This window comes from Emticicia sp. 17c, assembly GCF_037153985.1.
Taxonomy (GTDB): domain Bacteria; phylum Bacteroidota; class Bacteroidia; order Cytophagales; family Spirosomataceae; genus Emticicia.
Window position 1 is genome coordinate 748,178 of record NZ_JBBAYI010000001.1, and the last position, 15,301, is coordinate 763,478.

The 15,301-nt window shown below is 38.2% G+C and carries 11 protein-coding genes and 1 other RNA gene; 10 read left to right on the plus strand and 2 right to left on the minus strand.

Annotated features, from left to right (window positions below; translation table 11 throughout):
* Window positions 1-62 precede the first annotated feature (62 nt).
* Window positions 63-436, plus strand: a transfer-messenger RNA (tmRNA) gene (gene ssrA, locus WAA15_RS03140).
* 161 nt (window positions 437-597) lie between these two features.
* On the opposite strand, the gene WAA15_RS03145 is transcribed toward ssrA, so the two are convergent.
* Window positions 598-2,178 (minus strand): SBBP repeat-containing protein, encoded by a 1,581-nt coding sequence (locus WAA15_RS03145; RefSeq protein ID WP_337040969.1) that lies wholly within the window; start codon window positions 2,176-2,178, stop codon window positions 598-600.
* A 323-nt stretch (window positions 2,179-2,501) separates the two neighbouring features.
* Window positions 2,502-3,500, minus strand: coding sequence for an amidohydrolase family protein (locus WAA15_RS03150; protein WP_337040970.1), 999 nt, complete (start codon window positions 3,498-3,500; stop codon window positions 2,502-2,504).
* 219 nt (window positions 3,501-3,719) lie between these two features.
* Between WAA15_RS03150 and WAA15_RS03155 the strand changes: the two genes are divergently transcribed.
* The 9 genes from WAA15_RS03155 (at window position 3,720) to WAA15_RS03195 (ending at window position 15,276) form a co-directional block, all read left to right on the plus strand.
* Window positions 3,720-5,048 (plus strand): DEAD/DEAH box helicase, encoded by a 1,329-nt coding sequence (locus WAA15_RS03155; protein ID WP_337040971.1) that lies wholly within the window; start codon window positions 3,720-3,722, stop codon window positions 5,046-5,048.
* A 103-nt stretch (window positions 5,049-5,151) separates the two neighbouring features.
* Complete coding sequence (locus WAA15_RS03160; RefSeq protein ID WP_337040972.1) at window positions 5,152-5,670, plus strand: gluconate 2-dehydrogenase subunit 3 family protein; 519 nt, start codon at window positions 5,152-5,154, stop codon at window positions 5,668-5,670.
* Between the two features lie 54 nt (window positions 5,671-5,724).
* The gene (locus WAA15_RS03165; protein WP_337040973.1) at window positions 5,725-7,443 is read left to right on the plus strand and encodes a GMC family oxidoreductase; all 1,719 of its coding nucleotides are present in this window, start codon (window positions 5,725-5,727) and stop codon (window positions 7,441-7,443) included.
* A 233-nt stretch (window positions 7,444-7,676) separates the two neighbouring features.
* Window positions 7,677-8,075: a DUF983 domain-containing protein gene (locus WAA15_RS03170; RefSeq protein ID WP_337040974.1), complete on the plus strand. Its 399-nt coding sequence runs from the start codon at window positions 7,677-7,679 to the stop codon at window positions 8,073-8,075.
* Window positions 8,068-8,943, plus strand: a complete 876-nt coding sequence (locus WAA15_RS03175) for a helix-turn-helix transcriptional regulator (RefSeq protein WP_337040975.1) — start codon at window positions 8,068-8,070, stop codon at window positions 8,941-8,943. The genes WAA15_RS03170 and WAA15_RS03175 overlap by 8 nt, the downstream gene beginning before the upstream one ends.
* Window positions 8,944-9,122: 179 nt before the next feature.
* A complete protein-coding gene (locus WAA15_RS03180; RefSeq protein WP_337040976.1) occupies window positions 9,123-9,590 on the plus strand; it encodes a GbsR/MarR family transcriptional regulator in 468 nt (155 codons plus the stop codon).
* A 71-nt stretch (window positions 9,591-9,661) separates the two neighbouring features.
* The gene (locus WAA15_RS03185; protein ID WP_337040977.1) at window positions 9,662-11,011 is read left to right on the plus strand and encodes a TolC family protein; all 1,350 of its coding nucleotides are present in this window, start codon (window positions 9,662-9,664) and stop codon (window positions 11,009-11,011) included.
* Between the two features lie 56 nt (window positions 11,012-11,067).
* Window positions 11,068-12,129: an efflux RND transporter periplasmic adaptor subunit gene (locus WAA15_RS03190; RefSeq protein ID WP_337040978.1), complete on the plus strand. Its 1,062-nt coding sequence runs from the start codon at window positions 11,068-11,070 to the stop codon at window positions 12,127-12,129.
* 9 nt (window positions 12,130-12,138) lie between these two features.
* Window positions 12,139-15,276, plus strand: a complete 3,138-nt coding sequence (locus WAA15_RS03195) for an efflux RND transporter permease subunit (protein WP_337040980.1) — start codon at window positions 12,139-12,141, stop codon at window positions 15,274-15,276.
* Window positions 15,277-15,301: the final 25 nt, after the last annotated feature.

The window sequence follows — 15,301 nt, forward strand, 5'->3', positions numbered from 1 at the left end:
TATGAAATATTTTTTTATAGAACTGAACTTTTGAATTTGTTTTTTTGTCTTAAAAAAACACTGGGGACGACCGGTTTTGACGGCGTGAGTGGTTGCGAGTAAAAGCATGTCAGGAGTTGGTAGAATCTCCTGTTAAAAATTCTTCCAAAAAATAACTGGCAATACTTCGTATGCCATGGCTGCTTAATTCCGGAGTGAATTAACCTTTTAGCCACATTCCGCCCTGGCCAACCTCTGCCGCGGGGAGTTCGGAGTGTCGACCAGCAGAGGCGATTAAGTTCGGGAGACTTGCACTTAATTAGTATTTAGGTTTCTAAGGAAAAGTTTCGGTATGTCGGACACCTAGCTTTTCTCGAAAATTAAGACCGAATAAGCATGTAGAAGGCTCGACAAGTGCCATGTTCGGACCAGAGTTCGACTCTCTGCGTCTCCACAAAGCGTAACAACCCATAATCAGGACGTTACGCTTTTTTTATTCATTTCCTTTTGCCTTGCTCTTCACTCAATTATAATTCCTGAAACCTATCTGTTTCATTTATATCCAATCTTATTTCAAGTGTGCCAGATTAAAAGCAAGGTTTATAGGTTTAATAAAACTTAATTTTGAATTATTGCTATAAAAATATCAGTTACCCCCTGAGAAGTTAAAGTATTCGTGCCAAAATTGGCAGTACCACTGTAAGACCCTGTCAAAAATATAATACCATTACCATAGCAACCTATACCGCCAGAAAACATATCATGGCCTGTTCCTCCAAATATCTCTACCCAATTAATAGTACCTGAACTATTATATTTAGCTACAAAACCATCAATTGGCCCATAAGAAGCTTTTGTTATTGAACCAAATGCAACCGATGAGCCACTAAAATAACCAGTAAGATATACATTTTTATTTCCATCAACTGCAATTCCCAAGGCTCTATCATGGCTCGAACCGCCTGCCGACTGAACCCATAGTAAGCTTCCATCAACATCATATTTTGCTAAAAAAATATCACTACCATCTACAGCAGTTTTTGAACTAGTGCCAAAAGTTGCAGTGCCTTCATAATGACCTGCTACATATACTTGGTTATCATCGTCAACATAGACTGCAGTACCAGTATCATATCCTGATCCACCCGCTGATTGAACCCACTGTGCAACACCATTACTGTTATATTTAGCTAAAAAAATGTCATTAGTGCTTTGATAAGACCTTTTGCTGATTGAGCCAAATACTATATTATCTGCAAAAGTGCCTGTAACATATACATTATTATTACTATCGACCGCAATATTATAACCTGTTTGCTGAAATAATGAAACCAAAGTTTGCACCCACTGAAACTCCCCGCTACTATCGCATTTCGTTATAAATGCGTTTGAGGATCCTGGAGCAGTACTCCGGGTAAATGAGCCAAAATTAACAGTTCCATAAAAACCACCGGTAATATAAAGATCCCCATTAGAATCAATTGCTATATCTTGAGGGAAAATCTGAGATAAAGTTATCGTTCCACCCGGTGTAGTCGATTTTACCCACTGTTCATTTCCATTATTATCATACTTTACTATAAACATACTGCTTGCAGCGGCTGTAGTAGTCGTAAGTGCACCAAATGTAGCGGTGAGTTTATATTTTCCAGTTATATACACATTACCACTACCATCTACACAAATGCCGTATCCAAAATCCTCTCCGGTGCCACCTCCTGACTTTACCCATTTCAAAATGCCATTTTTATCATATTTTGCCACAAAAATATCATAATCTCCATTTGATGAAATTGTATTTGCTCCAAAAGTCGAAGTCCCTTTGTAAGAACCTATTACATATATATTCCCTGCATTATCAATTGCCATATTAGCTGGAAAATCAGCTTCTGTCCCTCCGGCAGTTGCAATAGCTGACATATTTGGATGATAATTTTCAGGTGAAGTAGGAGCACCGGGAACCTCATAACTACATAACCATTTACCACGTGAATATATTCTTAAACATTCAAAAGTAGTGTCATAAGCCATATCACCACTTTGTGGAGAAGGAAGGTCTAAAATAGCTGTATAACTTATTCGTGGTATTGTTAAACCACCTGCTGAAGGTGTTACACCATTTGGGGTTATTGTCACGTTTTGTGCCTGAACTTTAGTCAACAGAGCAAACATTAAATAGAAACAGAGGAATCTTTTCATAGTCAAAGGCTTGAAGAAAATTAATATTATTCAAAAATAAATAATTTTAATCTAAGTTTTAATATTCAATTATCAAAAACTTTCATGATACAAGGAAAAAATTGAATAACATTCATTGAAAGCCTAATTTGCAAAAAGATGTTAGAAAAACACCTTCTACTATGATTGACGCTATGGATTGAGGAAAAATAGGGCTAGAAACTTGGAGCGAAAGTTTATAAAAAATGAAGAAAAACTAATAAAATGCCAACTACACAGTTAAATAACGTTATTTTAAAGACAAAAGCCCACCAATTGGCAGGCTTTCGGTCAAATATTTTTTCTTACTTGAACTTTTTTTCATCAAGATTAAAGAATCTAACGGCGTTATTAAAGAAGATATCTCTTTTTTGCTCTTCTGAAAGATAATTTGCACTTTCAATAACATTTATTGAGGTTTCAAGCAGTTTTGGCCATACCATCAGGTCAGTTCCGTACATAATACGTTTACCAAAACCAGCCTGTATTAAACGTTGTAAATAGGCATGGATTTCTTCTAGCGGGTAACTCCAGATAAAACCGGCCAAATCAACATACACGTAGGCATTTGCCCCCATCAGCGCAATCATTTCATCAATCATTGGGTAACCAGCGTGCATTACCCATATTTTTAATTTCGGATGTCGGGCTAACATATCTTCCAACAGAAAAGGACGACCCAACGATGCACGATATTTTGGAGAAGTTATATTGGCCATTCCGTTTCCGCCTGTCCCCATGTGAATTCCTACGGGTACACCTAGTTTTTCGGCTACACCAAAATATTCATCAAGGCTCATATCACTAGGCGACATTCCCTGATACTGTGGGGCTACTTCGCCCATGACTTTATAAAAACCTTTCGATAACGAATCTTCAAAGGCTTTTACGGTCATCTCTTTTGCATTACTGATACCTAACGACGGAATAATACGGTCAGGGGCAGCTTTGTGCCAACGGTGCAAAATATCGGCATCGCCACTAGCTACCATAATTACATTCAGGCGTTCGGCAGTTGCTAAAAGAGCGTCCTGCATTTCCTTGTCCGATTTCGCCGCTTTCAGAGGGTCGGCACAACTATTACTCAAGAATGATGGTGCGGGTTGTTTTGGGTCTCCGCCGGGCATGTTTTTCAAGAACCATGGGCATAAATCAGAAGCAAAAGCCGGATTCACTTTCATGGCATGCACGTGCACATCAATAATGGGTGGTCGTTTTTTTGTCTCCTGCGCTCTAGCTGAAAATACCAGTAAGCTAAGTAGGGCTAATAAAAATAAAGGTTGACGGTTAGCGTTTTGTTTCATATAGTTTTATAATCAATTTAAAGCCTAAAATTAATATCCAACATTAATCAGGCAAACAACAGTCGACCGATCAGGAAATCTCGTCTATGAATGGGCAATTATTAGCCCATGAAGCCTTAATGCAGCTTATATTTTGTTTTTTGAAACTTCTTATTACTTAGAAGCGTTAAGAATTTTATGCAGTTATAGGCTCAATTGCCCGAACAAATCTTTTTACAAATGACTTTCGAAGAATTAAACCTGAATAGACCTCTACTAAATGCCCTAAGTGATTTAGGCTATACCACTCCAACAAGCATCCAGAAAAAAGCCTTTTCAGTAATTATGTCGGGGCAGGATGTATGCGGTATTGCTCAGACAGGCACAGGAAAAACATTTGCTTATTTGCTTCCATGTTTAAGACAATATCAGTTTTCGAAAGAAAAAAATCCACAATTATTAATTGTTGTACCTACCCGTGAGCTTGTCACCCAAGTTGTTGAAGCAATTCAGCAATTAACTGCCTACATGAGCCTACAAACAATAGGTGTATACGGGGGCGTAAACATTAAGCAAAATATAAGCGAGCTAGCCAACGGAGCCGATGTGCTTGTAGCTACACCCGGCCGCTTGATTGACTTGCTGGCCATGAATGTAATTAAAACCAAGTCAATAAAAAAGTTGGTTATAGATGAAGTTGACGAAATGCTGAATCTGGGTTTTAGGCCGCAATTGGTAAATATTCTTGATTTATTACCTCCTAAAAGACAAAACCTATTGTTTTCTGCTACCTTAACCGATGAAGTTGAAGAAATAATCAGTAGCCATTTTAATCAGCCAGTCAGAATTGAGGCGGCTCCAGCCGGAACACCCCTCGAAAACATTTCGCAGGTGGCTTATCATCTACCAAATTTCTATACAAAAATTAATTTACTGGAGTTACTGCTAGCCAAGCCCGAAGAAACAAGTAAGGTTTTAATTTTTGTAGCAACTAAGCAATTAGCCGACCAATTATTTGAAGAACTAGATTTTGAATTTTCGCCACAATTAGGTGTTATTCACTCTAACAAGTCTCAGAATAATCGTTTCGATACCATTCAGAAATTTCAGGATGGTAGTTATCGGGTGCTAATTGCGACCGACCTCGTAGCCAGAGGTTTAGATATTTCGGAGGTGTCGCACGTTATAAATTTTGATGTACCTGAAATTCCTGAAAGTTATATTCATAGAATTGGCCGAACCGGCCGACAAGATAAAAAGGGTATTGCTATCAGCTTTTTTACTGACAATGACATTGAAGCCAAAGCAACCATTGAAACCCTGATGAACTATCAGATACCAGTGCTTCCATTGCCTGAAACACTTGAGATTTCAGACAAACTGACCGACGACGAAATGCCCAAAATTCACATGAAAGAATTAGCGGTGAAAGCTCCCAAAAAAGAAGAAAGAGGTACGGCATTTCATGAGAAAATTGAGAAAAACAAAAAGATAAACGTCAGAAGAGATTACGAAGCCGAAAAGAAAAAGAAGTATGGGAAATCATACAAAAAGAGTGTCAGAAAATAGGTATTTTTAACTAATCAGAATTTTATCGGAACAGACGGGCGGCATTCTGGATTTTAATATTTATGTTTGTATGGTTTTACGACAATTAAATATTAAAATAATTATGCAAAGGCGAAACGCAATTAAAAACTTATCGCTGGCTTTCGGAGGATTAGTCGCATTGCCATCGTGGGCATCAGGCTGGACACCCGAATCTATCGGAAAAAGCTCAAATTTATCGTATAATGATGAAACACTATTGGCCGAAATAGTTGAAACCATTATTCCTGAAACCTCTACTCCTGGGGCAAAATCATTAAAGGTACATCAGTTTGCCATGCGCATGATTAACGATTGCTATGGCGAAGCCGCTCAGAAAACCCTGAAAGATGGATTGAAAAACCTTGAAGATTTAGCCGGACAAACTTATCAGAAGTCTTTCACAGCTTGTGATGCTACTCAAAGAAAAAGCCTTTTCAACAAAATGCTTGAGTCGTCAGACAACACCAGCAAGCAGTTTGCAAACATGGTTAAACGCCTGACCATTCAGGGATACACCAATTCTGAATATTACATGGTAAATGTTGTAAAATTCAATATGGCTCCGGGTTTTTACCATGGCTGCGTACCAGTGAAGTCGTAAATCGGCACCAATATCATTACAATCTATTCAAGACTCTATTCTTTTAAAGCTATTATGTCATTTTTAAATATTGATTCAGTCAAAGAACGCACATTTGACGCAATCGTTATTGGCTCAGGTATCAGCGGTGGCTGGGCAGCCAAAGAATTAACAGGTAAGGGACTCCGAACACTTGTTTTAGAACGAGGCCGGGATGTTCGCCACGTAACAGACTACCCAACAACCATGATGCAACCATGGGAGTTTGAGCATTTAGGCCAGCTACCAAAGGCCATTAAAGATGCTAACCCAATTGCTAGCCGTTGCTATGCCTTCAACGAAGATGCGGCACACTTTTTTGTAAAAGATAACGAACACCCTTATATACAGGATAAACCATTCGACTGGATTCGCGGATACCAAGTTGGCGGAAAATCGCTCATGTGGGCCAGAGGTACACAGCGTTGGTCTGAGTATGATTTTGATGGCCCCGCACGCGATGGTTTTGCCGTTGACTGGCCTATCAGATACGCTGATATTGCTCCGTGGTATAGCTATGTAGAAAAATTTGCTGGAATCTCAGGAAATAAAGATGGCCTTGCTCAGTTGCCTGACGGCGAGTTTTTGCCACCGCATGAGCAATCGTGTGTTGAAAAACACTTTACCAACGAAATGGCCAAACATTATAAAGGGGCGCGTCCGATTATTATTGGCCGTTGTGCGCATCTTACCAAGCCTCAGCCTATACACCTGCAACAAGGCAGAGGCCAGTGCCAGAACCGTTCGCTTTGCCAGAGAGGTTGCCCTTATGGTGGCTATTTCAGCAGTAACTCTTCTACCCTGCCGTGGGCTGCCAAAACTGGTAAAATGACCTTAAAACCAGACTCAGTAGTACATTCTATTATTTTCGATGAAAAGAAAAATAAAGCCTCTGGTGTGAGAGTAATTGATGCACACACCAAGCAAATGACCGAGTACTATGCAAGAGTTATTTTTGTAAATGCCGCAACCATTAATACAAACCTGATTTTGTTGAATTCGACTTCAAATCGCTTTCCGAATGGTTTGGGTAACGATAACGGCCTTTTAGGTAAATACATTGCCTTCCATAATTTCCGTACAACCATTTCGGCTGAATATGAAGGATTTCTGGACACTAAAACAGAAGGTATCCGCCCGAATGGTAGCTATATTCCACGTTTCCGTAATGTATTCAAACAAGAAACAGACTTTTTACGTGGATATGCAGCCGGATTCAGTGGTAGTCGCATGGAATATACCGATAACAGTAATATAGGTGAAGACCTGAAAACCAGCTTGTTTAACAGAAAATACGGTAACTGGCGTGTAGGCTCACACATGATGGGCGAAACCATACCAAAAGAAAGTAATTTTGTTACGCTGGATAAAGACCTGAAAGATGCTTGGGGGATTCCGTTAATCAGAACATCGGTTGCTTATGATGACAACGACGAGAAAATGATTAAGGATTTTCACGAACAAATGACTGAAATGCTAACATTGGCAGGTTTCAAGAATATTCAAACGCACGACAACCCTAAAAAAGCGCCGGGCCTTGATATTCACGAAATGGGTGGCGTAAGAATGGGTAAAGACCCTAAAACTTCACTCCTTAACAAGTGGAATCAGCTCCACCACTGCCAGAATGTTTTTGTAACTGATGGTGCTTGCATGACCTCGAATTCAACACAAAACCCATCGCTTACTTTTATGGCTATTACTGCACGTGCTGCCGATTACGCTGTAAAAGAGTTCAAAAAAGGAAATATATAGGCAATTAGCTGTATTTTTATAAGGCCCCTACTCTATTTAACAGAGTCAGGGGCTTTTTACTAAAATAACATATTACTATTTTTCAATTAATAGCTATATAAAGCAGGTTATTTCTAAGAAATATCCAAATCAGTAATTAGTACCATAGATTCTCTGTTTGCTACCAGTAGTTCTGTTAGCGTTAGACTAACTTTGTATCAACAAAACAGCGTATTAATTAAAATTTTACGACCATGAACAAAGTTGAAGCTGCCTTAAAAATGAAATGCCCTCGCTGCCACGAGGGAGATATATTCGAAACTAAAAATCCGTTTGTTCTTGGCAAAATGACTGCCATGCACAAAAACTGCCCTGAGTGTAATCTAAAATATGAAAAAGAAGTTGGTTTTTTCTATGGAGCCATGTATGTTAGCTATGCCTTTAACATTGCTTTTTTTGTGATAACCACCGTAGCTTATTATGTATATTTTGAAACACGCGTCGACTGGCGAATCTATATCTGGACATACCTCTTGATTACGTTCATTCTGTTTCCGGTTTTTTATCGTTTGTCTCGTTCGCTTTGGTTACAGTTTTTTAATGATTATAAACCTTTAAGCAAAGAAATATCAAGTTCAGAAAGCCATGGGTAACGCAGGTCATATTCCGACAGTTGATATATGTAATCTTTCAGAAGTCAGAGATGAAAACATCCTTGTGAGTAGGTTTGCTTCCTATTTGCAGGTACACCATAAGTTACATTTAGCCCATAGGCATTCTTTTTATCATTTATTATTATTTACAAAAGGAAGTGGCACCCATACCATTGATTTCAGTACTTTTCCGGTAAAGCCAAACCAAATTTATTTCATGATTCCCGGACAGGTCCATAGCTGGAATTTTGAAGGCGATGTTGATGGCTATGTGGTTAATTTCTCCACTTCCTTTTTCCAGTCTTTTCTGCTGAGGCCCGATTATCTGGAAACTTTCTCGTTTTTTAATGGTCAGGCCGAAGATAGCGTTATTGACCTACCCACAGAACTCCAACAGCCAATAATCCGGCTTTTTGAAGAGATAGTCGGCCACTCGGCACAAAACAACGCTTTCCGATACGACCTCATAAGAGTATTACTTTTGCAGGTTTTTCTGGAAATAGACAAACATACATACGCCCATAAGCATTCGGCCGTTCCTTCATTTAATTATACCTTACTTAAAAACTTCCAGAAGCTGGTCGATAAACACTATATTTCTTTAAAACGCCCAATGGATTACGCAGAATTGCTTTATATTACTCCTAACCACCTTAATGCTCTTTGCAAAGAGCATCTGGGTATTACGGCCGGAGAAGTAATCCGTAATCGGGTTTTGCTGGAAGCTAAAAGAATGCTGGTTAATCAGAATTTGAGTATCTCAGAAATTTCCTACGACCTTAACTTCAACGACAACTCTTATTTCACAAAATTCTTCAAAAAGTATGTGGGCATCACCCCTGAAGAGTTCCGTAAAAAGAGCCTCTGAGTAACTTCTTGATTTAATACAATTCCGCTTATTTATCTGGGTATTTCATTCCAATTGTACTGAATTGCATTTTTATTGGATATTTTAAACAATCTCAAACTTTTTTTAAAAGTTTTTGGTTCTCTATTTGCAGAACCAAAAAAACCATATACCTTTGCAACGTTATTTAGCAATACTCAATGGAAACTATAAAATTAAACGCCAAACAATTAGACCTCATCGAGAAACTTGGGCTCATTTTTGAGCAAGGCTTACAGCCAGCAGCGGCAAGAATTGCAGCTTTATTACTTGTTTCTGATAAACTTGAATTAACTTTTGATGAAATACGCGAAGTACTAAACCTCAGTAAAAGTGCCACAAGCAATGCTTTAAATATGCTACTAACACTTAACAGAATAGAATATATTACTAAACCTGGCGACAGGAAGCGTTATTTTAAGAGTAATCTTTCTGACTGGAAAGAGACCATGAAAGACAAATTTATGGAATTTGAAAAAGTAAATAAAACCATGCGCGAAGTGCTATCGCAACGCCCACATTCTACCAATGACTTTAATCTTAAATTAGAAGAATTTATTCATTTCATGGAATTCATGAATCAGGAAATTCCGGTTCTTTTCAAGAAATGGGAGCAATCTAAAAAATAATTTTTTAACTTATTGGTTCTTTTAATTCAGAACTAAGAAAATTAAACAAAATCTTAATATTGTACAAAATAATGAAAAAAGTAAAAAACTTACCGATAACCATTAGCCTGATAATTATCTCGGTTATCGCAAAAGCACAAGAACCACAAGCAACTGTTTTTAGCCTTAAAGAAAGTATTGCTTATAGTCTGGAAAATAACCCAAGCAGCACGATATACAAAAATGAAGTGCTGATAGCCAAAGAGAAAAAAACGGAAGCGTTGTCGGGTTATTTACCACAACTTAACGGAACAGCTACATTTGATGACAACCTGAAACGTCAGGTTACGGTACTTCCGGCAGGTGCATTCAGTAAAGAAGAAATCAAGATACAGTTTGGTAACCAATACAACACAAACGTAGTAGCCCAATTAGACCAAACTCTTTTCGACAGAAGCATTACCGTAGCTAAAGAAGCCAATAAGGTAAATACCTTAGTAGCCGACTTAAAATTACTTCAGAATAACGAAAACATCGTTTACAATACAGTAATGGCCTATTACCAGATTCTGACACTTAATGAGCAGGAAAAACTTTTAGTTGAAAACGAAAAAAAATACGAGGAGTTACTAAGAATATTACAATTGCAGTATGAAAAAGGCGTAGCTAAAAAAATTGATTATGACCGAATGAGAGTAAGTCAGAATAATATAAAGTCGCAATTATCACTTCTAAAAACAAACAAAGAACTGGCACTAAACAAACTAAAGTTTGCCATGGGAATGGATTTATCTCAAAGAATTGCCATCAACGATTCGCTTGACTATTCGATGCAGGTAAGTATGCCTTTGGGCTCGCAGCTTGATGTTAAAAACCTGTTAGACTTTAAAATTCAGTCAAATAATATCCGATTACAAGAACTGGATGTGGAACGAAGAAGATTTGCTTTCTTTCCTACCCTTGCAGGTTATGCCCGTTATGGTGCACAAACATTCGGAAACGACTTCGGGAAATCATTCAGTAACTGGTTCGATTATTCGTCTATCGGTTTAAAATTAAATATTCCGATTTTTGATGGATACAGAAAAAAAAGCCAGCTAGCACAAAGCCGATTAGGATTATTGAACGCACAGGAAAACCTGAAATTAAGCCAAAGAAACTACGAGTTACAGTTTCAGAATGCCAATACGCAGCTATTTCGTTCTTATACAAGCATGAACGACAACAAACAAACTCTCGATTTGGCTTCTGATATATTGAAAAACACCAGCTTACAATACCAGAAAGGAACTGCTTCGTTAACAGATTTCCTTAACTCAGATTATTCCTATAAAGAAGCACAAAGCAATTACATTTCATCATTATTAAATTTCTTAACCGCACGAGTTGACTTCGAGAAAGCACAGGGTAATCTTTCAAATTATGTCAATCAATTAAAATAATATTCAAAAACATCATTTAAAACTAAAGCTCTTGAAGCTGTTTAATATACAAAAAAATGAAAACAAGAATCATCACAATAGCTATTATCGTTGTCATTGCAGGGGCTATTTCTTTCAAATTAGTAGCCAACAAAAAGAAAATTGACGAAAGCAAAAAAGTTGTTGACCGTAGTCAGGTAGCGGTGTTTGTTACTACTACTCCTGTTGCACTTCTTCCGATTAATGGTAATTTAACTTTACCAGCAATTCTGGAACCTAAAGAAAAAGCTACTATATCCACCGGCACACAAGGTAAAATCGAAACCTTAAACATTGAATTAGGTACACGCGTGAGCAAAGGCCAAACTATTGGTACTATTGATACGAAGGTAAAGCAAATAAATCTACAATCGACTGAACTAACTATCAACAAAGCGAAGTCAGACTACGAGCGTAACAAAGACCTGCTTGCCGGCAATGCCATTAATGAAACAGCTGTAACAGATGCCAAATACAATTACGAAAACAACCAGCTACAAGCGGCACAGTTAAAACAACAGATTTCAGACGCAAAGATTATTGCGCCAATAAACGGAGTAGTTACTGATAAAAAATTAACTGCCGGCGAATATGCCAATATCGGAACCGTTATTGCCTCTCTGGTTGATGTAAGCCAGCTAAAAACGGTGGTTTATGTCAATGAAAAAGATGTATATGAACTAAAAATCGGACAGGCAGCTAGTATTACGTGTGATGTTTACCCTACTAAAACTTTCAGTGGCCGTATTATCTATATCAGTCCACAGGGTGACGACAACCACAACTATAAAGTAGATATTCTGCTAGCTAATGGCAATGCTGCACTGAAAGCCGGAACCTACGTAAAAGTTGAATTTAATCTGAACAAAAATGCTAACGCATTGCAGATTCCTAAAAGAGCTTTAGGCGATGGCATGAAAAACCCTTACGTTTTTGTTGCACAAGGAAACAAAGCAGTTTTACGCAAAGTTGTATTAGGTAGAGAAATTGGTGAAAATATCGAGGTTCTAAGCGGCCTGCAAGAAGGTGAGCAAGTAATTACAGAAGGCATCATCAATATTGTAGATGGAAGTAATATTCAAGTCTCACCAAATAAATAATCTGAAGCCATGTCAATAACAGAATTATCAATAAAACGACCATTACTGATTACAGTAATTTTCGTGACACTCATACTCTTCGGATTTATAAGTTATAAAACATTAAATTATAACTTATTACCGAAATTTGAAACAAACGTGATTATGGTGCAGACTACTTACAGAGGTGCGGCCTCAGACGAAGTAGAAAGCAGTGTAACCAAACCGCTGGAAGAAGCTGTATCATCAATTGAAGGAGTTGATATGATTTCTTCTTCTTCACAGGAAGGTCTTTCTTTAATTACCGTTACTTTAAAATCGGGTTTTAATGTTATTAATGCTCAACAAGATGCCGAACGTAAGGTAAATCAGATAAAATCAAGATTACCAGATGATATCGACGACCCGGTTGTATCAAGATTGAGCCTCGATGACCTACCGATTCTGAAAGTTAGTGCTACCTCAAAAATACCTCAAACCGAACTTTATGATTTTATCGATTTGCAGGTAAAACCCTTACTGACAAACGTAGCAGGTGTTGCACAGGTAAATATTATTGGTGGTAATGAAAGAGAAATTGAAGTATACCTCGACAACGACAAACTTCAGACTTATAATATTTCTTCTTCAGCAGTTAATCAGGTAATTGCCAGTAGCGGTGTATCATATCCGGCTGGTAGCATCAAAACAGACCAGACCCGTTTTTCGTTACGGTTGGATGCAAAACTTAAAAGAGTTGAAGATATCAGAAACCTGATTCTTCGCGAAAATACTAATGGAAGCCGTATTTTATTGAAAGACGTTGCTACTGTAACAGACTCACAAACTGAACCCACTACACTAAACCGTATTAATGGCAAGCCAGCTATCGGGATTCAGATTATGAAACAAACCGATGCCAATGCCGTTGAAGTAAGTAAAGGGGCAAAAGCAGCATTAGCGAAGATAAAAGCCAGTTATCCGTCAAAAGATTTTAATTACGAAATTGCCTCCGACCAATCGGTTTACACACTTGCTTCGGCCGATGCCGTAATGCACGATTTGTATCTGGCTATCATAATTGTAGGGGTAGTAATGGTGCTTTTCTTGCATAGCCTTAGGAGTTCATTGTTCGTACTGGTGGCTATTCCTTCGGCTATGATACCGACCTTTATTCTGATGTGGGTATTTGGTTTTTCACTAAACCTTATGACCCTGATGGCCTTATCGTTGGTAGTAGGTATTCTGGTAGATGACAGTATTGTGGTCTTGGAGAATATCTACCGACATCTGGAGATGGGTAAAAATAAACGTGAGGCTTCGCTTGAAGGTAGAAATGAAATTGGATTTACAGCCATGGCTATTACACTTGTTGACGTGGTGGTGTTTTTACCTCTGTCACTTGCGGGTGGTCTGATTGGAAACATTCTGAAAGAGTTTTCGCTGGTAATTGTTTTCTCTACCCTCATGAGTTTATTTGTTTCGTTTACGCTTACGCCTTTGTTGGCTTCAAGATGGGGTAAACTGGAAATACTGAACAAAAATACACTTTGGGGTAAACTCAATCTGGGTTTTGAAAGTATGATTGATAAACTCAGAGATATGTATGTGACGGCACTCAAATGGTCATTATCACATAAACGTTATGTATTTATTGGCATCATTCTTTTGTTTGTAGGTACTTTCACCCTATTAGGCAAAGGCTTTGTGGGTGCGTCATTCATTGGCAATGCCGACCGCGGCGAGTTATCAATCCAACTTGACCTCGCCCCTGAAACACCATTGATACAAACCAATCAGGCAGTGGCCAAAGTAGAAAAAATGTTATTGGAAAGACCCGAAGTTACTAATGTTTTCTCGAATGTAGGCACACAGGCTTCTGTTATTGGTAACTCATCGAATAGTAACCTTGCTGAAATTACTGTTACGCTGGTTGATAAACATGACCGCAAAATTTCGACAGATGAATTTGGTCAGATTATGCGTGATACAATCTCCAGAATACCCGGTTTAAGTGTTAACATTCAGCCTATTTCGGCCACGGGTAATGCACAAGCCCCTATTCAGATTGCTGTTAAAGGAACTGTAACCGACGACGTGGTAAAAGCGGCTGCCATTGTGAAACAAATTGTGACCAAAGTACCCGGCACAGATTATGTAAAATATAGTACCAAAAGCCCTAAAACAGAAGTTGCCATTAATATTGACCGCGACAAGATGGCAAAATTAGGTTTAAGCATTCCTGATGTGGGTTCGGCAGTACAATTAGCTTTTCAGGGTAACAACAATACCAAATATAAAGACAAAGGCGAGGAATATGGTATTAATATCGTTTTCGATAAGTCAGATAAACAAAGTATTGAAAACGTAAGAAATCTTACTTTACGAAATAACCGTGGTGCCATTGTAAAGCTAACTGACTTTGCTAATATTACTGAAATTGTTGGGCAATCAATTCTGGAAAGAACCGACCGTTTGAGTTCAATTAAAATCAACTCTGCGGCTGTTGGCCGTCCGTCAGGAACCATTGTTGAAGACATTAAAAAAGAATTGGCTAAAACAAAATTACCCGAAGGTGTAATTATTGATTATCTGGGAGATGCAAAAAATCAGGGTGATGCTTTCGGAAGTTTAGGGCTGGCAATGGGTATAGGCATCTTACTGGTATACCTGATTATGATTGCCCTTTACGAAAGTGTGGTATATCCGTTTGTTGTACTTTTCTCAATACCTGTTGCAATGATTGGGGCCATTCTGGCACTTGCCCTCACAATGAACTCGTTCACTATCTTTGCTATTTTGGGTTTAATTATGCTTTTAGGCTTGGTTTGTAAGAACGCCATTCTGATAGTTGACTTTACTAACCACTTAAAGAGCGAAGGCTTATCGGTAAAAGATGCCTTAATTGAAGCAGGCAAAGAACGTTTGCGTCCAATCCTGATGACTACTCTTGCTATGATATTTGGTATGTTACCAATTGCTTTAGCCTCAGGTGCAGGTGCAGAAACTAAAAATGGTATGGCTTGGGTTATTATAGGAGGGCTAACCAGTTCGATGATTCTGACTCTTATTCTTGTGCCATCGGTGTATATGGTTATTGAAAACTGGAGAGTAAAAGTAAATAAACTTTTCAATATAAGTGGGAAGAAAAAAGCGAAAGCGACAGTGCAAAAGGTTGAAACGGTTTAAATGATGTCAAATAATAGTTGAATGA